We start from the raw sequence: 20,955 nt of genomic DNA, 5'->3' as shown, positions 1-20,955 counted from the left end.
GGGCCGACGACGCGACCCGCGACGGGACCGACGACCGGACCGACGACCGGACCGGCGGCACACGAGGCCGGTCCCGGTGATCGGCTGGTCCGCATCGGCGCGATCGTCTTCATCATCGGCGCGGTGGCCACACTGGTCACCGTGGCCCCACTGTTCCTCGGGACCGACCCGTTCCCGACCATCGCGTACGCGCTCTGCATGCTGATGGGCGTCGGCTTCGTGATCGCCGGCGCCGGGCTGCTCCGGTCGATCGCCGCGCAGCGCCGTCAGGCCAGGTCCTCGGACTCGGCCACGGCCTCGGCCACATAGGACCGCAGCCACTCCGGGAACGCCAGCAGGTCCGGCAGTACCACCTCCGCACCCGCCGCCCGCAGTTCCTCCTCGTCGCAGGGGCCCGTCGGCACCGCGACCGAGAGCGCGCCCGCCGTGCGGGCGCCCCGTACATCGCCGGTGTGGTCACCCACGTACACGCTCGCGCCGTGCTCGCGCAGCGCCTCCGCCTTCGCTTCCGCCCACAGCCAGCCGATCACCGCGTCCGGTTCGACGCCGAGGTGCGCGAGATGCAGCTTGGCGTTCGGCTCGTGCTTCGCCGTCACCACGATCGCCCGCCCGCCGAGCGCCTGAACAGCGGCGACGGCCTCGCGGGCGCCCGCCATCAGCAGCGTCGGCGTGATGGCGTGGGCGGGATAGATCTCCCGGTACCTGTCACCCATCTCAGCGATGCGGTCCGCCGGGAACCAGTGCGCCAGTTCCTCGTCGAGCGGCGGACCGAGCCTGGTCACGGCCAGGTCGGCGTCGATCGCGACACCGGTCTCGGCCGACAGCGCGCGGTAGGCGGCGTGGATGCCGGGCCGAGAGTCGATGAGGGTCATGTCGAGGTCGAAACCGACCGTCAACGGCTGCGGGGTCGGGGCCGGGGTCGAGGCAGGGGCCGGGAGGGCAGTCATACAAGCATTGTGCCTGGACCCCTCCGCCGGTAGGTGCGCCGGTAGGTGGCCGGATCTCGACGCTTAGACTTAGCCAAGCCTTACCAAGCCACGCCGCCCCACCCCCGAGCCCAGCACCCGAGCCCAGCACCCGATTGGTCCCGATGCCAGCCGCCGCCCCGACGACCCACCGCACCAGACGCGCCCTCGTCGTCCGCCGCATCGGCTGGACGGCCGCCGCGGCCGCGGCCCTGCTGCTCGCGGTCCTGCTCAGCCTCGCGGTCGGGGCCCGCGCCGTCGCGCCGAGCGCGGTGCTCGACGCGCTGCTGGGCAGCGGTCACGGCGACGACGCCGAGGTCGTACGGCAGTTGCGGGTGCCCCGTACCGTCATCGGCGTGATGGTCGGCGCCGCGCTCGCACTCGCCGGTACGGTCCTCCAGGGCATCACCCGCAACCCCATCGCCGACCCCGGCATCCTCGGCATCAGCCAGGGCGCGGCGGTCGGTGTCGTCATGGCCATCGCGTTCGCCGGGGTGCACACGCTGACCGGATACGTGTGGTTCGCGTTCGCCGGGGCCGCCGTCGCCTCGGTCGCGGTGTACGCCATCGCCACGCGCGGCAGAGGCGGCGCGACCCCGGTCAAACTCGCCCTCGGCGGCGCCGCGATCAACGCGCTCCTGGTGTCCGTGACGATGGGCGTCCTGACGACGCGGGCCGCCGCGCTGGACGAGTTCCGCTTCTGGCAGGTGGGGTCGGTCGCGGGCCGGGACGCCGAACTCGTCGGCCAGGTCTGGCCGTTCCTCGTCGTCGGTACGGCGCTGGTGGTGAGTGTCGCGCGCGGGCTCGACGCGCTCGCGCTCGGCGAGGACGTCGCGAAGGGCCTCGGCCAGAACGTCGGAGCCGTACGCGTCGTGGGCGGCGTCGGCGCGACCGTACTCGTCGGTGTCGGTGTCGCGGCGGCGGGCCCGATCGCGTTCATCGGCCTCGCCGTCCCGCACATCGCCCGCGCGATCGTCGGCAACGACCACCGCTGGCTGATGCCGATGGCCGCACTCGTCGGCCCGGTGATGCTGCTGGTCGCGGATGTGCTCGGCCGCGTCCTGTTCCCGCCGGGCGAGGTGCCGGCGGGGGTGATGACGGCGCTGCTGGGTGTGCCGTTCCTGGTCGCTCTCGTACGCAGGAAGGCGGTACCGGCATGAGTACGACAGCCACACCGGCCACACCGCCCGCGGCGGACCGGAAGACCGCCGGAGCGCGCGCCGGGGTGCGGCCCGCCGGATACGCCCTCGTACGCACCCGGCTGGGCGCCCGGCGCGTGTCGTTCCTCGTGCACCGGCGCGCGGCGGTCGTCGCCGTCGTACTCGTCCTGCTGCTCTGCCTCAGCTGCGTCGCCTACCTCAGCGTCGGCGAGAGCTTCGTCGCCCCCGCCGAGGTCCTGAAGGTGATCCTCGGACAGCCGTCGTCGGACGAACTCGTCGTCGGTACGCTGCGGCTGCCGCGCATGGTGGTCGGCCTCCTCGTCGGCGCCGCCTTCGGCGTCTCGGGCGCGCTGATCCAGACCGTCGCCCGCAACCCGCTCGCCAGCCCGGACATCATCGGTGTCACGCAGGGCGCGAGCGCGCTGACCGTCTTCGCGATGACGTACGGGGTCACCTCGTTCACCGTCCTGCCGTATCTCTCGGTCGGCGGAGGCATGCTGGCCGCCGTCCTCGTGTACGTCTTCGCCTGGCGCGGCGGGCTGCACGCCACCCGCTTCGTACTCATCGGCATCGGCTTCGCGATCGCGCTGCGCTCGCTCACCACGCTCTTCATGACGAAGGGCGACTATCTCGTCGCCCAGCAGGCCCAGGTGTGGATGTCCGGCTCGCTCAACGGCCGCGGCTGGGACGAGGCCGCGCCGCTCGGCTGGGTGCTGCTGATCCTGCTGCCGGCGGTGGCGTGGGCGGCGTACGCCCAGCGCACGGTGTCGATGGACGACGGTACCGCCACCGCGCTCGGCGTACGCCTGGGGCACGTACGGCTCGGGCTCGTCCTGCTCGGCGTGGTGCTCGCGTCCGTCGCGACCGGCACGGCCGGTCCGGTGGACTTCGTGGCGCTGCTGGCACCGCAGATCGCGCGGCGCATGACGCGTACGGCGCAGATCCCGCTGCTCTGCTCCGCGCTGCTGGGCGCGGTGATCGTCGTGCTCGCGGATCTCTTCGCGCGCAAGCTGTTCGCGCCCACCGAGTTGCCCGTGGGGGTGCTCACGGCGGCGATCGGCGCGCCGTATCTGATCTGGCTGATCATTCGCAGCCGTACCGCAGGAGCTGGGAAATGAGCAAGGACACGGGCGTGGGTACGGACACGGGCATGGGCGTGGGCGTGGGCGTGGGCAAGAACATCAGCAGGCTCACGGCGCGCGAGTTGACCCTCGCGTACGACGACCGCACGGTCGTCCACGATCTCGAACTGGCCGTCCCCGACGGCCGGGTGACCGTGATCGTCGGCCCGAACGCCTGCGGCAAGTCGACCACGCTGCGCGCGCTCGGACGGCTGCTGAAGCCGAAGAGCGGTTCGGTGCTGCTGGACGGCGAGGAGCTGGCGAGGATCCCGACGCGGAAGATCGCGCAGTCGATCGGCCTGCTGCCGCAGTCGCCGTCCGCGCCGGAGGCGATCACCGTCGCCGACCTGGTCTCGCGCGGCCGCCAGCCGCACCAGCACTGGTGGCAGCAGTGGTCGGAGGAGGACGAGCGGGCCGTCACGGAGGCGATGGCGCGTACGGACGTGACCGAGCTGGCCGAGCGGTCGGTCGACGAGTTGTCGGGCGGGCAGCGGCAGCGCGTGTGGATCGCGATGGCACTGGCGCAGGAGACGGATCTGCTGCTGCTGGACGAGCCGACGACGTTCCTGGACATCGCGCACCAGGTGGAGGTCCTGGACCTCGTACGACGGCTCAACCACGACCAGGGACGCACGGTGGTGATCGTGCTGCACGACCTCAACCAGGCGGCGCGGTACGCCGATCACCTGGTGGCCATGAAGGAGGGCCGGATCGTCGCCGAGGGCCACCCGGGCGAGATCGTCACGGCGGAGCTGGTGAGGGAGGTGTTCGCCCTCGAATCGGTGGTGGTGCCGGACCCGGTGACGGGCTCGCCGCTGGTGGTTCCGGGGGCGCCGTACCGGCCGGGGAACGCGGCGGGGACGGCGTAGCCGTTCGCGTATACGCGGTTAACGGGGGCAGCCGGAGAGGGAGCCGACGCGCGACGAACGCGTCGACCGGCGACGGGAGATGACGAGCCATGGCGACGGAGGAGCGAAACCGGGAACGCGGCGACGGCCGGGACCACGCGGCGCACCACGGCCCGGGAGGCGGAACGACCCACGAGCCGGAGCCGCTGTCGGACCTGGCACGCGGCACGGTCCAGCGGGCCCAACTCCGCACCCGCGTCGCGGACATCGCCTGGACGGCGCTCGTGATCGTCCTGGGCGCGTGGGTGCTGTGGAGCGCGATCGGCATCGCGCGGGAGACGGCGAACGCGTGGGTCTACTGCGCGGTCGGCGCCGTGCTGTTCACGGTGGCGCTGTGGGCGCGCCTGTCGACATTGAAGGCACGCGCACGTACGCGTCTCTAGGACTGCCGCGCGATCCCGCTCTTCGGTGCCGGACGCAACGCCGGGAGGGGCCTGGGGGATGTCTTGTCGATCAGGCCGGATCAGGGAGCGCCCGCCGCGGCAGCGGCTGATCTCACGTTGGTGCGTGCGATCGCAGGGCGGAGGAGGGAGGCATGGCGGGAGCCGTGCCTCCCCGACTCCACCGACAACGCACGGGGCACCTCCCGTACCCCCCCTTAGGACCGCGAGCCCGGCAAGATCGGCAGGACACCCCCTGGCCCCGCCCGGCGGCGCGTCAGTTCCGGCGTGAGCGCCACACCAGGAACAGGGCCGAGCTGACCGCCGCCACCCGTACGACCACCGGCCACGTCTGCGAGATCGCCTCGCCCATCGCGTCGTCCGCGATGACCTCGCCCCAGCGCTCCGTCGTACGGCCCCAGAGCCAGACCCCGCCCCCGACGACGGCCACGACCGGCAGCCCGAAAACCGCCAGCTTCGCCTCGAAGCGCGACAGCCGGCGTGAGGCGTACGCCAGGACCCAGCCGCCGGCGAGGGCCAGCCAGGAGCCGAGGAGCGCGCCGACCACAAGGAGGGCGGCGGCCAACAGCAGGAAAGGGTTGGTGAGTTGGAAGCCGGCTCGGGCCTCGGCGGCGGGGGCGGCGGCAGGATCGGGTTTCCCGCCTCGGCGTAGGAGCCGTGGCAGGAGTCGGCGCCGTTCGGACGGCTCCGCCACTTCCAGCCCGTCGGCCTCGTCGCCCGCTTCCGCCTCCTCCGCGAGGCGCGCCTTCTCGGCGAGTTCCTCGGGCGTGGGCGGCGGTTTCAGTATCTCGGGGATCTCGACACCGCCGACGAAGCCGGAGACACCGGCCGCCGCCCCCGTCGGGCCGGGGTCGACGCGCCACCAGTCCGGTTGGCCGCCGGGCGTGCCGAGTTCGTGCGTGCCGGCCAGTTGGGGCGGGGGCTCGGCGGGCGCCTCGGGTACGGACCTGCGCGTCTGCTTCGGCAGCGAGGGCCCGTCCGGCACGTCCGGGCGCCGCGCCTCACGGGGGCCACCGAGCAGCCCGCGCCTGGCGCGCTGCTTGGGGAGCGTGGCGGCGGGCGGCGGCTCGGCCGCCGGTTCCTGGCTGAACGAGCCCCCGCCCGCCGCCGCCGCGCCCACCACCTGGTCCGGCGAACCGAGCCGTCCCAGGATGCGACGGACGGCGGCGGGGCTGTCGCCGCCGAACTTGCCGCGCTGCTTGTCGATCTCGACCCGCAGCTCGGAGACGAGTCTCATCCGTTCACCGGAGGGCAACTGCCGTTGCTGGGCCACGTCTCCGACCCGGCTCAGATAGTCGTAGACGAGCTGGTCGCTCTCGATCCCCACACTGCCCTCCGCACATGCGCGCCTTACCTGCGGCCGATGGTGTCGCGCTCGTACCCGTACGTCCAGTACGACTGGCGGGAGCGGTCATCACCGGCGCAGCGCCGGGTTACGGCGTCGCCCGCTGGGCGGGCGGCGGCGCCGGCGGCCACGGCACCTCCGCCACCAACGGCAGGATCACCTCCTCCTCGTAGTCGAGATGCGCGTTCAGCTCCGTCGTCATCTCCGCCAACTCCGCCCGGAAGCGCGGCGGTTCGGCCACGCCGAGGTCGGCCAGCAGCGCCACCAGACCGTCCTGGATCCGCGCGACGGTGCGGTGTTCGGCGCGGAGCCGGTCGAACACGTCGGTCAAGTGCGGGTGGTAGCGGGCGATCCCGGGGAACAGGTGCCCGTCCTCACTGGTGTGGTGGAACTCCAGGCCCTGGCAGAACGCCAGGCACCGCTGCCGGATCTGGAATCCGAGCCCCGGCGCGGGCGGTGCGCCCGGACCTTCGTGGGCGGCGAGCGCCGCGAAGTGCGCGTCGACGTCCGCCGTCACCAGCCCCAGCTGGGACCGGAGTTGGTCGTGTACTTCGAGGATCTTGTCGGCGAGGGTCCTGACTTCGCGCGGGCTCTCGGCCACGGCGGGCTCCAGCACCACCAACAGCTCGTCGGGCGTGGCCCCTTCGGCCGGGATCGCGAGGGCCTGGAAGGTACGGGTGCCGATCTCCACGCCCACCACGGGGTGGGCGAGCAAGTCGCCGTACCAGTCGGGGAGTTCGGACGTACCGAAGCTGGACGCGACGACCTGGAGCGAGTCACCGCGGCGGACGTACCCGAGTGAAGTGGTCCTGGCGGCCGCTGGCTTCGCGGTGGTGGTGGTCAGCAGGAGGGTGTTCCCCCCGTTGGCGAACGATGTGGGCATACGTTTCTGGTTCTCCGGAAGATGAGAGCAGCCGTCGGCGAGCGGCAGAGCCAAGCCCGGTCGACTGCGAAAGGTGAGAGATGACGTGCGGCGGCGCTCACAGGCGCTCGCGTGTGCTCGTGCGCGGTGGCGCTCGCTACGTCACGTCGTACGGGTCGCGGAGTACGCACTCATGGCGGATCCCTCGTATGAAGGGTGCTCGCCCGGTCACCGGCCCGCCCACTGCTCTTCGGCCGGCACCACGCGGCAGCACCTCCATTACATGCAGCTGTCCAGCACCTGTCAACAAACCCGGACACAGTCCGGGACGCCGCACGTCCCCCCGACGGCCGACACCCCGGCCAGGCGTCCCGCAGGGGCTAACGTGGGGCGGATGGGAATCAGCTAGCCGCCCCTGGAGGCGCACGTGTCCGAACGATCCGGCGGAACGCCCCCGCGTACGCTCGCGGAGGCCCTGCGCACCCGCGACGACGACGCGCTGGCCGCCCTGCTGCGCGCGCGTCCCGACCTGCTGAGCCCCGTACCCAACGACCTCGGCCAGCTCGCCACCCGCGCCGGTACCCGCGCCTCCGTCATGCGGGCGCTGGAGCGGCTCGACCGCTTCACGCTCCAGACCGCCGAGGCGCTGGCGGCCTCGACCGACCCCGCGCCGTACGAGGCCGTCCGCGCGCTGATGACCGGCGACGAGGGCGATCCGCGCGTCGAGGCGGCCCTGCCGCGCGCCGTCGCCGCGCTGCGCGAGCAGGCGCTGATCTGGGGCGCCGACGACCGGCTGCGGCTGGTCCGTACGGCGCGCGAGATCCTGGCCCCGTCCCCCAGCCACCCCTCCCCGACCGGGCTCGGCCCGACCGTCGCCGAGGCCACGGCGGGGATGTCGCCGGGCCGGATCCAGGAGATCATCACCACCGCCGGGCTGCCGTCCACGCACGACTCGGTCTCGGCGGTCACCGCGCTGGCCGCGCTGTTCACCGACCGCACGCGCATGGCGGCGCTCCTCGACACCGCCCCGCCCGACGCGCTGGCCGTTCTCGACCGGCTGGTGTGGGGGCCTCCGTACGGCGAGATCACCTCGAAGCCCGCACCGCCCGTGCAGTGGCTGCGTGACCACGGGCTGCTGCTGCCGACCTCCACGCGCACCGTCGTGCTGCCGCGCGAGGCCGCGCTGCATCTGCGCGGCGGGCGCGCGCACCGGCACACCGAGCCGCAGCCGCCGGAGATCCAGCCGCACCCGTCCGCGTCGTCCGCCGCCTCGTCCGCCGTCGGCCACCCACAGGTTGTGGACAGCGCGGCGGCGGCCCAGGCGTACACCGCGCTGGAGACGATCGAAGAGCTGGCCAAGGAGTGGAACGAGGGCGGCCCGAACGTCCTGCGCGCCGGCGGCCTCTCCGTACGCGACCTCAAGCGCACCGCCACCGCACTGGACACCACCGAGCCCGTCGCCGCCTTCTGGGTCGAACTCTCCTACGCGGCCGGGCTGTTGGCGGCGGACGGTGAGGCGGACGAGCGGTACGCGCCGACGCCCGCCTACGACCAGTGGCCCGAGCTGCCCCCGGCCGAACGCTGGTCCCGCCTGGCCACGGCCTGGCTGGGCGCCACCCGTACCTCGGGCCTCGTGGGCAGCCAGGACAGCAAGGGCCGTACGCTCGCCGTGCTCGGCCCGGACCTGGACCGGGGTATCGCGCCGGAGGTACGACGCCACGTACTCGACCTGCTCGCGAGCCTCCCGGAGGGCACCGCGCCCGACCCGGAGAGCGTGCTCGCCCGGCTGCGCTGGGAGCGCCCGCTGCGCGGCGCGGTGGCGGGCCGGCCCGAGGATCTGCGGGCGCGTATCGCCGCGTGGACGCTGAACGAGGCGGAGATGCTCGGCGTGACCGGCCGCGGCGCGCTGTCGTCGCACGGCCGCGCGCTGATCGCCCCGCCCGACGTGGCGACCGGGATGGGGGCCTTCCCGAAACCGGCATCCCGCGCGGGCTCCGCCACCGGCGCGGAGCTGTCGGCCACCGGTCTGAACGCCGCCCGCGTCCTCGCCCCCCACCTGCCCGAACCCCTGGACCACGTGCTGCTCCAGGCCGACCTCACGGCCGTCGCCCCCGGGCCGCTGCTGCGGCCGCTGGCCGAGACGCTGTCCGTGATCGCCGACATCGAGTCGCGGGGCGGCGCGACCGTCTACCGCTTCACGCCCGCGTCCGTGCGCCGCGCGCTCGACGCCGGGCTGTCGGCCTCCGACCTGCACGCGTTCCTCGCGGCGCACAGCCGTACGGCGGTGCCGCAGCCGCTCAGCTATCTCATCGACGACATGGCGCGGCGGCACGGGCATCTGCGGATCGGTTCCGCGTCGGCGTACGTACGCTGCGACGACGAGGCCGTCCTGGACGAGATCCTGGCCGACCGGCGCTCCCACGGCCTGCGGCTGCGCCGTCTCGCCCCCACGGTCCTGGCGGCCCAGGCCGACCCCTCGACGCTGCTGGACGGGCTGCGCTCGATGGGCCTGGCACCGGCCGCCGAGTCCGCCGAGGGCGACGTCCTGGTCACCCGCGCCCACGCGCACCGCACCCCGCCGCGTACGCCGCCGGCCCCCGTTCCCGACGGCCCGCCGGTGCCCGCGCCGACGTTGCTCGGCGCGGCGGTACGGGCGATCCGGGCCGGGGACCAGGCGGCGACGGTCGTACGCAAGACGCTCCCCGAACCGGCGTCGGCGGCACCGGGCGGCGATCTGCCCCGCACGACGTCGGCCGAGACACTGGCGACGGTGCAGGCCGCCGCGCTGACGGGGTCGGCGCTCTGGATCGGCTACGTGAACGCGGAGGGCGCGGCGAGCCAGCGGGTGATCGCGCCGGTACGGGTCGAGGGCGGCTTCGTGACGGCGTACGACCACACGGCGGACGAGGTCCGCACGTACCCGCTGCACCGCATCACGGGCGTGGCGGAACTGGCGGACGACCCGGCGTAACGGCCGCCGCGGCTACTTCCGGAAGCGCCGGCTCGGGGCGGCCGTCTTGGGGGCGACGGCCTTCTTCTTCGCACCGGCCGCTTTCTTGGCGGTGGTCTTCTTCGCGGTCGCCTTCTTGGCGGTGGTCTTCCTGGCGGCGGTCTTCTCGGCCGCCCCGGGCTCGCGCTTCACGGCGGCCCGTGCGCGCTCGATCCACGGCGTACGCCCGGTCGTGGGCGTGGCCACGCTCGCGCGCCGGGCCTTCTTCTCCGCCGCCCGCTCGCGCTCCCGCTCCTCCTCGCGCTGGGCCTGCGCCTCCAGGGAACGGAACCCCAGCGTGTGGAAGCGGTGGCTCAACCGGCGCCCCAGCAGCAGATACGCGAGGAACGCACCGGTCGTGTTCATGATCACGTCGTCCACGTCGAAGGCCCGGCCCTCGACGATCGCACCCTGCGCCAGCTCCACCACGGTCATCATGACCACGGTCAGCGCCACCACCCGCAACATCCGGAACCTGCGCGGCACCAGCACCGGCAGCAGCAGCCCGAACGGCGCGCCCATCAGCACGTTGCCGCCGACCTGCTTGCACGCCGCGAGGAACGTGTAGTCCTCGGCGTACTGCCGCAGCGAATGCCCCGGCCGCAGATTGGCCCCGGCGATCTGCGCCGAGGCGGGCGACGGCGTGAGCGTCAACTCCGCGAGTACGGCGGCGAACCCGACGAGCAGCAGGAGCGCGACGGCGAGGATGACCACCCGCAACACGGCTCCGCCCCACGACGTACTCCATGTCGAGCCCGCACGCCCCGACCCCTCCACCGTACGAGCGCCCGAGCGCCCACCGGTCCGTTCCATTTCAGCGGCCATAGGCCCCGCTTGCCCCGGCCCCGCCCACCTACGCACCCGAACCGGTCCCGCTCGGCCTCATGTCCGGCCGGTCTCATGTCCCGCCGGTCTCATGTCCCGCCGGTCTCATGTCCCGCCGGTCTCCTGGAGGCGCAGCACTGCCTCCCGTGCCTCGGCCACCACTTCGGGATCGGTGACGAAGTGGGTGTCCTGCTCGGCCGACGCGCCCCCGGCACCGAGCGGTACCCAGCGGCCTCCCTGCCGGGGCCGTGCCCTGGCCTTGGCGGAGAGGTGGACGGCGGCGGCTCCGGCGGAGACCAGGGCCGGGATGTCGGCGGGGCGCATCCCGCCACCGGCCATCACCTGCACTCCGGCCGCGGCGGCGGCCATCTCGGCGATCGCCGCCAGCCCCTCGGCCGCGGTGGGGGCGCCGCCCGAGGTGAGGACCCGGGTGAGGCCGAGCGAGGGCAGCAGTACGGCGGTGGCCACCGGGTCGGCGGACTGGTCGATCGCGCGGTGCAGGGTGATGTCCACCGGGCGGTCCGAGGCGCGGGCCGCTTCGGCGAGCCGGGCGACGGCCACGGTGTCCAGGGCGCCGTCGGCGGTCAGTGCGCCGATCACCACGCCACCGGCGCCGGAGGCGATGACGGACCGCACCTCGGCGGCCATCAGCGCGATCTCCTCCGCGTCGTAGACGAAGTCGCCGGGCCGGCATCTGACCAGCACCTGTACGGGCAGTCCCTCCCGGGCGACCGCCTCCACCAGGGCCGCCGACGGGGTCAGGCCGCCCAGCTCCAGGGCGGCGCAGAGTTCGACCCGGTCGGCGCCGTTGTCCCGTGCGGCGCGGGCGCCGGCCGGTGAGGTGACGGCGATCTCCAGGGCGGGCCGGGCGGTCACTCGTCGTCCCCGCTCAGAGGCTGGTCGGAGGCGGGGATGAGCCGTGCCGACAGGTCCGGGTCGGTCATCTCGCGGTCGAAGGGGAACATCGGGCGGCGGATGCGGTGGTGGCCCAGGCGTACCAGGTCCTGGTCGACACCGCCGGGGGTGAGCGCCATCTTCCAGCCGACCGACATGTCGAACAGTTCGGGCTCCAGGTAGCCGATCTTGACGATCACGATGTCGGCGCCGCGCGGGTCGAGGTCCAGCTCGGTGAAGTCGTGCTCGTGGTGGTAGGGCTTGCGGAGCTTGGTGAGGATCGCGTACACGCTGCCGACGCGGATGACGACCTCGGTCCCGGCGTCACGGTCGCCGTGCCGGACGGCGTGCACCACACCGGTCAGGGTGACCGGGCCCGCGTGCCGGTCGTCCACCTCGGCACCGGCGGTGACCGTGACGGTGGCGCCGACGCCGGCGGCGACGGCGGTCTCGACGGCGGCCGGTCCCGGCACCGAGGCGTAGATGACGGTCGGCCCTTCGTCCTTCTGGAACTCCGGGCGGGCGAGCAGCCGGGTCAGGCCCCAGGTCACGTCGCCGGCGCCGCCGGCGGTGGGGTTGTCGCCGGTGTCGCTGATGAAGTACGGGCGCCGGTCACCGGCCAGGGCCTCGTCCAGGATGGAGTCGAAGGTGCCGGTGGGGGCGACGAAGTCGAAGTCGTCGCGGGCCTTCCAGAAGCCCTCGGCCAGGCGCTCGGCGCCGGCCGACACGGCGGCCCGGTCGGGGCCGGTGACCACCACCGCGGCACGGTTGCGCGGTTCGTCGGCCCAGGCGTAGCCGACCCATATCGCGGCGTCGGTCACGCCCTCGACGGCCTCGGTCTCGGCGACGGCCGCGTACACGCTCCTGGCGGGCTCGATCCGGGTGGAGGTCTGCTCGCCGGCCAGCAGCACCGGCACCGGCACCCAGGCCTTGACCGGGCGGGGCGCGCCGGAGACCAGCAGGTCCACCAGGTTGCGGACGGCCCGCTCCTTGGTCTCCATGTGGTCCTCGTGCGGGGCCATCCGGTAGCAGGTGATCAGGTCGCTGCCGTGGACGAGTTCGCGGGAGACGTTGCCGTGCAGGTCCATCGAGGTGGAGACGATCACGTCGGGGCCCACGGTGGCGCGGATACGTTCCAGCAGCACCGCCTCGGCGTCGTCGACGCCCTCCACGGTCATGGCGCCGTGGATGTCGTACCAGAGGCCGTCCGGCCGGGGCAGCGCGGCGAGCCGCTCGATCAGTTCGTCGGTCAGCTCGGCCCAGGCTGCGGCGGTGACGGTGCCGCCCGGCAGCGACTTGCCGACCAGGGCGCCGTGCCAGTCGGCTGCCTCGCGCAGTTCCTCGCCGGGGGCCAGGAAGGGGTACCGGTCCAGCACTTCGGCGCCGCGTGAGGGGTGGAAGGCGGGCGCCCGGGTGCGGGCGGGGGAGAACGTGGACGACTCGATGCCGAGTCCGGCGACGGCGATGACCGGGCGGGCTGCGGCGGTGCGGGATTTCGGCATGGCTCCTCGTGGCTCGTACTCGTAGAGGGTGGGGCGTCGCTGGTAGAGGGGGCGTCAGGCGTGGCGGGGCACGGGGGCGCGGAACCGGTCGGTGGCCGGCTCGGCGCCGCCGACCTCGCGCAGGGCGTGGGCCATGGCGCTCTGCAGGGCGAACTGCCCGGCACCGACCAGTCCGGCATTGGCGCCCAGGCTGGTCCGCTCGATGGTGAGGTGCTGGGTGACCAGCGGGTGACAGCTCTCGTAGAGCTGACTGCGCACGGCGGCGACGAAGGGTTCCAGGGTGGAGAGGATGCCGCCGAGGTAGACGGCGTCCGGGTTGAAGAAGTTGGCATTGGCCGCGATCACCTGGCCCAGGTAGGCGCCGGCCTTGCGGACCGCGCGCGTGGCGTCCGGGTCCGCGTCGACGGCCAGCCGGACCACGTCCTCGGGGCTGCTGATGTCGGCGCCGCGTTCGCGCAGGATGCGGACCAGGGCGGCGCCGGAGGCCACGGTTTCGAGGCAGCCGGTGTTGCCGCAGGAGCAGGGGATGTCGCCGCCGCCGTCGATCCGGATGTGGGTGATGTCACCGGCCATGCCGGTGGCGCCCCGGTAGAGATGTCCGTCGACCATGACGCCGGCGCCGATCGCGGAGCCGATCTTCACCATGATCGTCTTCCGGTGTTCGGCGGGCCGTACGGTGTGCTCGCCGACCGCCATGCAGTTGGCGTCGTTGTCCACGGCGGCCGGGACGCCGAAGCGTTCCTGCAGCCAGGCGGTGACGGGGAATCCGTTCCAGCCGGGCATCCGGGACGGCATGACGGCGGAGCCCGACGCGATGTCCACCGGTCCCGGCAACGAGAGCCCGACCCCGCGCAGCCGGTCCCTTCCACGCTGCTCGGCCAGCGCCTCCAGGGTCTCGGCGAGCCGCGGCAGGGCCGCCTCGGGACCGTCGGCGATCAGGAAGGGGACGGTCGAGACATCGGTCAGGCCGCCGCCGGGCAGCACGACACCGATCCGGGCGTGCCGGCCGCCGAGGTCGGCGGCGACGGCGAACTCGTCGCTGCTTCCCAGTCTCAGCACTTTACGAGGCCGCCCGCCGGTGGAGGACTGGGTGCCCTCCTCGGCGATCAGCCCGCGCTCCAGCAACTGGGCCACGCTGAGGGAGATGGTGGAGGCGGATACGCCGAGCAGTCCGGCGAGTTCGGCGCGCGACGAGGCCTGGCCGGACGCGACGAATTCCAGAACTCGCGCGGCAAGGGCCGAGGTGCCTTTGGCGGCCTTGCCGTCCCAAGCACTTATTCCAGTCATGTAAGAAGTAACTTCCGCAACGGGGGGTGTGGCGACGACAGTATGCCCGCCCTTCGCGCAAGGGAAGAGTCCGGCGAAGAAAGTGCGCCGTCCCCGAACTCCCTCAAATCAATCCAAATGCACCCACAAAAGAGGGTCGATTGAGACAGGCAGACTTACTTCGAATTCGCAGTAACTTACTTGTTACTAATTCTTGCTTTGTTTCTCAGGTGTGTCCGGCGTTAGCTGTCGGGAACGCAGTGCCGGTCCTGCGGCACCCGCCCCGATCGCTGGGACGCATGCGGGCCCTTTCACTCTGAGGAGAATCATGTTCCCTGGTCACACGGCGAACAGCCGCCGCTGGGCCCTCGTCGCGGGCGCCACCGCCACTGCGGGCGCTCTGCTGGCCGGCTGTTCCGGCGGCGGTACCTCGTCGTCCGGCTCCGGCTCGTCGGACACCATCAACTACGCGCTGCCGGCGAACTTCACGCCGAACTGGATACTCCCGGTCGGCACCGCCGCGCACCTGAACACCAACAACTCCTCCATATCCCAGTCTCTTTGGGAGCCGCTGATCGCATATGACGGCTCCACCGGCACGGTCGGCTGGAACAAGAAGAACTCGCTGGCCACCGCCGCCGAATTCGCCGAGGACAGCAAGAGCGTCACCATCACGCTCGGCGAACGGCACTGGAGCGACGGCAAGCAGATCACCTCCCGGGACATGGAGTTCTGGTTCAACCTCGTCAAGGCCAACAAGGCGGACTGGGCCAGCTACAGCCCGGGCAAGGCGCCGGACAACTGGACCTCGCTCAAGGTCGTTGACCCGACGCACTTCACCCTCACCTTCGACAAGGCGTACAACCAGCAGTGGATGCTCGCCAACCAGCTCAGCATGATCCGCGTGATGCCTCAGCACGTCTGGGACAAGACCAGTGACTCGGGCGCCGTGTCGGACCTCGACCGCACCCCCGCGGGCGCCAAGAAGGTCTGGACATACCTGAACAACTCCGCCAAGAAGATCTCCGGCTACGCGACCGACCCGCTCTGGAAGACGGTCAGCGGCCCGTACACCATCAAGTCGTTCTCCACGGCCGGCAAGGTCCAGCTGACCGCCAACCCCAAGTACGACGGCGGCGGCAAGGCCAACATCAGACACGTGAACCTGCTGCCGTTCACCACCACGGACGCCGAGGAGAACGCGCTCCGGGCGGGCACGGTCGACTACGGCTACATCAACGCCACCAACCTCAGCCAGAAGTCGTCCTTCACCGCCAAGGGCTACACCGTGAAGCCGTGGTCCGGCTGGGCCATCACGTACATGCCCTACAACTTCAACAACCCCGCCATGGGCCAGGTCTTCAAGCAGCTCTACGCCCGCCAGGCCATCCAGATGTCGGTGGACCAGACCACCCTCTCCAAGGTCGTCTTCAACGGCACCGCGGTCCCGACGTACGGTCCGATCCCGCAGGGCCAGAGCTCGTCCTTCGTCTCGCAGGAGCAGAAGAACAACCCGTACCCCTTCTCCACCACCAAGGCGAAGCAGCTGCTGACCGGCCACGGCTGGACCGAGCAGGACGGCACCATGGTGTGTACGGCGCCGGGCACCGCCGACAACCAGTGCGGCGCCGGGGTGGACAAGGGCACGAAGTTCCAGATGCAGGTGCTCTCGCAGTCCGGTTCGACCGTGACCGACAACATGATGAGCGCCCTGCAGTCGTCGTTCGCCAAGACCGGCATCGGCTTCAGCATCAAGACCGCCCCGGTCAACTCGGTCCTCGCGCAGTCCGGCCAGTGCACGGCCGACGAGTCCGGCTGCAAGTGGCAGCTCTCGTTCTTCGGCACCGCGGGCAGTTGGTACTTCAACGCCTACCCGAGCGGTGACTCGATCTTCGCCACCGGCGGCGGCTCCAACTTCGGCAACTACTCCAACCCCGCCGTGGACAAGCTGATCACCGAGACCACCACCTCCTCGTCCGACGAGGCGGCGCAGAAGTACAGCGCGGCCCTGGCCAAGGACCTCCCGGTCATCTGGCTGCCGGAGCCGGACTACCAGGTCTCCGTGGTCAAGAACGGCCTGGGCGGCTTCGCCCAGGACTCGCTCGCCAACTTCCACCCCGCCATGTGGAAGTGGACCACCAAGTGAGCCCGGCCGGTGACCATGCGTACCACTGAGCCGAAGCGACCGGAAAGCACATGAGCACTTCCTCGTTCCTGTTCCGACGGGCCCTCCAGGCCGTCGCGGTGATCGTCATCGTCACGATCGTGGTCTTCGGTCTGCTGCACGCCCTGCCCGGGGGTCCCGCTCGCGGGATCCTCGGCCCGCAGGCCACAGCGCAGCAGATCGCGTCCTTCAACCACGATCAGGGCCTCGACAAGCCGATTCCCGTGCAGTACTTCTACTACCTCAACAACCTGCTGCACGGTGACCTCGGATCCTCGTACACCCTCAACGAGCCGGTCTCCCAGCTCATCACCGAGCGGCTGCCCAAGACCCTGGTGCTCACCGCCCTGTCGGCGATCGTCGGCCTTCTGCTGGCCATCCCGCTGGGCATGTGGCAGGCCGTCCGGCGCAACAGGCCGGTCGACTACGTCATCACCACGCTGAGCTTCATCGCCTACTCCACGCCCGTGTACTTCCTCGGGCTGATCCTGGTGCTGGTGTTCAGCCAGGTGCTGCCGTGGTTCCCGTCCCAGGCCCCTCAAGGGGACACGCTCGCCCAGGTGTTCGCCGACCCGCAGGCGCTGGTGCTGCCGGTCGTCGCCGGTGCCGCCTCGATGATCGCGGTGTTCAGCCGCTACATGCGGGCGGCCACCCTGGAGAACCTCTCCGAGGACTACGTCAGGACCGCGCGGGCCGGCGGCTCCCGCTCCCGCGCCATCCTGTGGCGGCATGTGTTCCGTAACTCGCTGACGCCGGTGGTCGCCATGCTCGGTTACTACGTGCCGGTGCTGTTCGGCGGCGCCCTGGTGGTCGAACAGCTCTTCAACTACCCCGGCATGGGGCTGCTCTTCTGGACCGCCGCGCAGTCCTCCGACTACCCGGTGCTGCTGGGCTGTGTGCTGGTCATCGCGATCGCCACGGTGGTCGGCACGCTGCTCGCCGACATCGTCCAGCGGCTCATCGATCCCCGAGTGAAGGCAGGCCGGGCATGAGCGCCCTCATCCAGCCGGACCAACTGCCCGGCAAGGCCACCGCCGCCACCACGGCGTCCGGGTCCCGGCTCGCCGTCCGGCGCTTCCTGCGCAACAAGCTCGCCGTGGTCGGGCTCGGCGTCGTGGTGTTCTTCTTCCTGTTCTGCTTCGTCGGTCCGCTGGTGTACTCCACCGACCAGACCCACACGATGCTCGAACAGGTCAACCTCGCCCCCAGCGGCTCGCACTGGCTCGGCACCGACGCGGTCGGCCACGACGAGCTGGGCCGGCTGATGTACGGCGGCAAGGTGTCGCTGATGGTCGGCCTCGCGGCGGGCATCCTGGCCACCGTGATCGGCACCCTGTGGGGCGCCGCCGCCGGCTACGCGGGCGGCTGGATCGACGCGCTCATGATGCGGATCGTGGACGCGGGGATCGCCATCCCGGCACTCTTCATCCTGCTGGTGGTCTCCGCCATCACCACCCCGGGCCCGACCGGACTGGTCGTCATCCTGGGCCTCGTCTCCTGGCTGATGCCGTCCCGGCTGGTCAGGGCCGAGACGCTCAGCCTGAAGAACCGCGACTACGTCCTGACCCTGCGGGCCATCGGCGGGACGCACACCCGGGCGATCACCCGGCACATCCTGCCGAACTCCGTCTCGACCATCATCGTCGCGGCCACCTTCCAGATCGCCGACGCCATCCTGCTGGTCGCCTACGTCTCCTATCTGGGCCTGGGCGTCCAGCCGCCGGCCACCGACTGGGGCGGCATGCTCTCGGCGGGTCTCACCGCCGCCTACTCCGGCTACTGGTGGCTCATCCTGCCGCCCGGCCTGGCCATCATCATGGTGGTGTGGGCGTTCAACGCGATCGGGGACGGACTCCGCGACGCATTCGACGTGAGGGGACGCGGATGACCGCCGCCCAGGGCTCCGCCGCCCCGCAGGCCGGGCCGATACTCGAACTCGACGGCCTCGGTGTCGTCTTCACCACCGAGACCGGCGACGTGCCGGCCGTCCGGGGTGTCTCCCTGCACGTCCGCCCCGGCGAGACGCTCGCCCTGGTCGGCGAGTCGGGTTCCGGCAAGTCCACCATCGCGCTCGCCGCGATGGGCCTGCTGGACGGCAACGCCCGTGCCACCGGCAGCGCCACCATCGCCGGCCACCAGATGGTCGGCGCCGGTGAGGACGACCTGGCGGCGCTGCGCGGCAGGACCGTCGCCATGGTGTTCCAGGAGCCGGCGACCGCGCTGGACCCGCTGACCCGGATCGGCAGGCAGATCGCCGAGGTGATCCGCAACCACCGCGAGGTGTCCGCCAAGGACGCCGCCGCCGAGGCCGTCGGACTCCTCCGCAAGGTCGGCATCCCCGAGCCGGAGAAGCGGGCAGGCGCCTACCCCTTCCAGCTCTCCGGCGGACAGCGCCAGCGGGTGGTCATCGCCATGGCCATCGCCAACGAGCCCGCCCTGCTGATCGCCGACGAGCCGACCACCGCGCTGGACGTCACGGTGCAGGCCGAGATCCTCGACCTGCTGCGCCGCCTCGCCGCCGAGACCGGCACCGGCGTCCTGCTGGTCACCCACAACATGGGCGTGGTCGCGGACTTCGCCGACCGGGTCGCCGTGATGTACGACGGCGAGCTCGTGGAGACCGGTCCGGTCGAGGACGTGCTGCTCCGCCCGTCCCACGACTACACCAAGCGGCTGCTGGCCGCGGTGCCCCGGCTGGCCGTCGCCGAGTCGGGCCCGCCGGCGCCGCCGGCCGCCGAGGCCACCCGCCCGGACACCGAGCCGGTGGTCGAACTGCGCGACGTCTCGGTGGTGTTCGGCCACGGCAAGGGCGCCGTACGGGCGCTGGACGGGGTTTCGCTCGCCGTCCACGCCGGGGAAACCCTGGGCCTGGTGGGCGAGTCGGGCTCCGGCAAGTCCACCGCCTCCCGGGTCGCGCTCGGTCTGATCCCGCCGAACTCCGGCACCGCCTCGCTGTTCGGCACCGACCTGGCCCGCACCCGGTCCCGGGCCCGCCGGGCGCTGCGGGCCGGTATCGGCGTGGTCCTCCAGGACCCGGTGGCCTCGCTGGACGCCCGTATGACGGTCGGCGAGTGCGTCGCCGAGCCGCTCAGGGTGCACCGCCGCGGACTCTCCGCCAAGGACCGCCAGGCCAAGGTCGCCGCCGTCCTCGACCGGGTCAGGCTGTCGCGTGACCTCGCCCGGCGTGCCCCCAGGGAGCTGTCCGGCGGTCAGCGCCAGCGGGTCAGCCTGGCCCGCGCCCTGGTCTTGGAGCCCCGGCTGCTGGTCGCCGACGAGCCCACCAGCGCGCTCGACGTGAGCGTGCAGGAGGCGGTACTCGAAGTGATCTCCGAACTCCAGGACGAGCTGGGCTTCGCCTGTCTCTTCGTCTCCCACGACCTGGCCGTCGTACAGCACTTCGCCCAGCGCGTCGTGGTGATGCGGGCCGGCCGGATCGAGGAGCAGGGCGCCACCGGTGCGACCCTGCTGCACCCGCAGACCGACTACACCCGCCGGTTGCTGGCCGCCGTGCCGGTGCCCGACCCGGTGATCCAACGCGGCCGCAGAGCCGAACGCCTGGCCACCCTCGCGGCCGGCCGGACGGAGGTCCAGGGGTGAGTTCCCACGACCGTACGCTCTTCGCCGGAGTGGACATCGGCGGCACCACCACCCAAGTGGTGCTCTGCGCAGAGGACTTGACCGTGCTGGACCGCGCCGAGGTGACGACCCCGGCGACCGACGGCGGCCGGGCCATGATCGGCGCGGCCATGGGCGCGCTGGCCCCGCTGCTGAAGCGCACCCCCGGCCGGCTCGCCGGCAGCGGGGTCGGCGCGGCCGGCGTGGTGGACTCCGCCACCGGCCGCGTCCTGGTGGCCAGCGACTCCTTCACCGGCTGGGCCGGCTTCGCGGTGACGGACGCCGTCGAGGAGGCGCTGGGCGTCCCGGCGTTCCTGGACAACGACGTCAACGCCTTCCTCTACGGGGAAGTGTCCGGCGGCGCCGTGCGCGGCGAGTCGGACGTCCTCGGGATGACCCTGGGCACCGGGGTCGGCGGCGCGCTGTGGACCGGCGGCGCGCTGTTCGCCGGGCCGCACGGCGCGGCCGGCGAGATCGGGCACATTCCCGGCTTCGGCGATCTGCTCTGCTCGTGCGGCGGCCGGGGCCATCTGGAGACCCTGGCCTCCGGCCGTTCCATCGGCGCCCGTTACGCGGACCGGACCGGCCGCCGGCTGACCGCCCGCGAGATCGCCGAGGCGGCCGGCCACGGCGACCAGGACGCCCTCGCGGTGTACCGGGCCGCCGGTGCCGGGATCGCCCGCGCGATCGTGATGACGGCGGGCCTCGTGGACATCACCACGGTGGTGGTCGGCGGCGGGGTCAGCCGCGCCTGGCCCGTACTGGAGCCCCTCATCCTGACGGCACTGGCCGCCGACCCCCCGGTCAGCGGCCACCCGGTCCGGCTGGTCAGGGCAGCCCTGACCACCGACGCGGTCCCGATCGGCGCCGCGGCCCGGGCCCGTCGGGAACTGATGTCAGAGGTCGGGGTCTGAGGAGGCCGGGCCCCGGGCGCCACG

General features: G+C 72.3%; 18 protein-coding genes. 11 read left to right on the top strand and 7 right to left on the bottom strand.

From position 1 onward, the window contains the following. Window positions 1–84: 84 nt before the first annotated feature. Window positions 85–309: a hypothetical protein gene (locus ACFT9I_RS09495; RefSeq protein WP_382562628.1), complete on the top strand. Its 225-nt coding sequence runs from the start codon at window positions 85–87 to the stop codon at window positions 307–309. On the opposite strand, the gene ACFT9I_RS09490 is transcribed toward ACFT9I_RS09495, so the two are convergent. Beyond that, window positions 267–947: an HAD family hydrolase gene (locus ACFT9I_RS09490; RefSeq protein ID WP_382562400.1), complete on the bottom strand. Its 681-nt coding sequence runs from the start codon at window positions 945–947 to the stop codon at window positions 267–269. The genes ACFT9I_RS09495 and ACFT9I_RS09490 overlap by 43 nt on opposite strands. A gap of 143 nt (window positions 948–1,090) precedes the next feature. Between ACFT9I_RS09490 and ACFT9I_RS09485 the strand changes: the two genes are divergently transcribed. From ACFT9I_RS09485 to ACFT9I_RS09470, 4 genes are all read left to right on the top strand, one after another. Next, a complete protein-coding gene (locus tag ACFT9I_RS09485) occupies window positions 1,091–2,125 on the top strand; it encodes a FecCD family ABC transporter permease (protein WP_382562398.1) in 1,035 nt (344 codons plus the stop codon). After that, entirely contained in the window at window positions 2,122–3,243 is a 1,122-nt protein-coding gene (locus ACFT9I_RS09480) for a FecCD family ABC transporter permease (protein ID WP_382562396.1), read from the top strand. Before ACFT9I_RS09485 ends, ACFT9I_RS09480 begins: the two co-directional genes overlap by 4 nt. A 32-nt stretch (window positions 3,244–3,275) precedes the next feature. Continuing rightward, complete coding sequence (locus ACFT9I_RS09475) at window positions 3,276–4,115, top strand: ABC transporter ATP-binding protein (protein ID WP_382562626.1); 840 nt, start codon at window positions 3,276–3,278, stop codon at window positions 4,113–4,115. 89 nt (window positions 4,116–4,204) lie between these two features. Beyond that, window positions 4,205–4,537, top strand: coding sequence for a hypothetical protein (locus ACFT9I_RS09470; protein ID WP_382562394.1), 333 nt, complete (start codon window positions 4,205–4,207; stop codon window positions 4,535–4,537). Window positions 4,538–4,811: 274 nt separating this feature from the next. Here the strand turns inward: ACFT9I_RS09470 and ACFT9I_RS09465 are convergent, their stop codons facing one another. Together ACFT9I_RS09465 and ACFT9I_RS09460 are read right to left on the bottom strand one after the other, a co-directional pair. Further along, entirely contained in the window at window positions 4,812–5,882 is a 1,071-nt protein-coding gene (locus ACFT9I_RS09465; protein ID WP_382562393.1) for a hypothetical protein, read from the bottom strand. Between the two features lie 106 nt (window positions 5,883–5,988). Next, window positions 5,989–6,783 carry a nitroreductase/quinone reductase family protein gene (locus ACFT9I_RS09460; protein ID WP_382562391.1) on the bottom strand — a complete coding sequence of 265 codons (795 nt, stop codon included), beginning with the start codon at window positions 6,781–6,783 and terminating at the stop codon, window positions 5,989–5,991. A 406-nt stretch (window positions 6,784–7,189) separates the two neighbouring features. On the opposite strand from ACFT9I_RS09460, the gene ACFT9I_RS09455 reads away from it, so the two are divergent. Then, window positions 7,190–9,733: a helicase-associated domain-containing protein gene (locus ACFT9I_RS09455; protein WP_382562389.1), complete on the top strand. Its 2,544-nt coding sequence runs from the start codon at window positions 7,190–7,192 to the stop codon at window positions 9,731–9,733. A 12-nt stretch (window positions 9,734–9,745) separates the two neighbouring features. Here ACFT9I_RS09455 and ACFT9I_RS09450 read toward each other — a convergent pair whose 3' ends face one another. The 4 genes from ACFT9I_RS09450 to ACFT9I_RS09435 form a co-directional block, all read right to left on the bottom strand. Further along, complete coding sequence (locus tag ACFT9I_RS09450; RefSeq protein WP_382562387.1) at window positions 9,746–10,564, bottom strand: VanZ family protein; 819 nt, start codon at window positions 10,562–10,564, stop codon at window positions 9,746–9,748. A 117-nt stretch (window positions 10,565–10,681) separates the two neighbouring features. Further along, entirely contained in the window at window positions 10,682–11,452 is a 771-nt protein-coding gene (locus ACFT9I_RS09445; RefSeq protein ID WP_382562385.1) for a copper homeostasis protein CutC, read from the bottom strand. After that, window positions 11,449–12,972, bottom strand: coding sequence for a M81 family metallopeptidase (locus tag ACFT9I_RS09440; RefSeq protein WP_382562383.1), 1,524 nt, complete (start codon window positions 12,970–12,972; stop codon window positions 11,449–11,451). The genes ACFT9I_RS09445 and ACFT9I_RS09440 overlap by 4 nt, the downstream gene beginning before the upstream one ends. 54 nt (window positions 12,973–13,026) lie before the next feature. Beyond that, entirely contained in the window at window positions 13,027–14,259 is a 1,233-nt protein-coding gene (locus tag ACFT9I_RS09435; RefSeq protein ID WP_382562381.1) for an ROK family protein, read from the bottom strand. A gap of 307 nt (window positions 14,260–14,566) precedes the next feature. Between ACFT9I_RS09435 and ACFT9I_RS09430 the strand changes: the two genes are divergently transcribed. Genes ACFT9I_RS09430 through ACFT9I_RS09410 form a run of 5 tightly spaced genes read left to right on the top strand, consistent with a single transcriptional unit; the run spans window position 14,567 to window position 20,931 of the window. Continuing rightward, window positions 14,567–16,384 (top strand): peptide ABC transporter substrate-binding protein, encoded by a 1,818-nt coding sequence (locus ACFT9I_RS09430; protein ID WP_382562379.1) that lies wholly within the window; start codon window positions 14,567–14,569, stop codon window positions 16,382–16,384. Window positions 16,385–16,434: 50 nt separating this feature from the next. Then, window positions 16,435–17,394 carry an ABC transporter permease gene (locus ACFT9I_RS09425; RefSeq protein WP_382562377.1) on the top strand — a complete coding sequence of 320 codons (960 nt, stop codon included), beginning with the start codon at window positions 16,435–16,437 and terminating at the stop codon, window positions 17,392–17,394. Continuing rightward, the gene (locus tag ACFT9I_RS09420; RefSeq protein ID WP_382562375.1) at window positions 17,391–18,290 is read left to right on the top strand and encodes an ABC transporter permease; all 900 of its coding nucleotides are present in this window, start codon (window positions 17,391–17,393) and stop codon (window positions 18,288–18,290) included. Before ACFT9I_RS09425 ends, ACFT9I_RS09420 begins: the two co-directional genes overlap by 4 nt. Then, a complete protein-coding gene (locus tag ACFT9I_RS09415; protein ID WP_382562373.1) occupies window positions 18,287–19,999 on the top strand; it encodes a dipeptide ABC transporter ATP-binding protein in 1,713 nt (570 codons plus the stop codon). The genes ACFT9I_RS09420 and ACFT9I_RS09415 overlap by 4 nt, the downstream gene beginning before the upstream one ends. Then, window positions 19,996–20,931 (top strand): ROK family protein, encoded by a 936-nt coding sequence (locus ACFT9I_RS09410; RefSeq protein WP_382562371.1) that lies wholly within the window; start codon window positions 19,996–19,998, stop codon window positions 20,929–20,931. The genes ACFT9I_RS09415 and ACFT9I_RS09410 overlap by 4 nt, the downstream gene beginning before the upstream one ends. Window positions 20,932–20,955 lie beyond the last annotated feature (24 nt).

The organism is Streptomyces sp. NPDC057137 (genome assembly GCF_042670825.1).
Taxonomy (GTDB): Bacteria; Actinomycetota; Actinomycetes; order Streptomycetales; family Streptomycetaceae; genus Streptomyces.
This window is presented reverse-complemented; position numbering and strand designations above follow the sequence as displayed.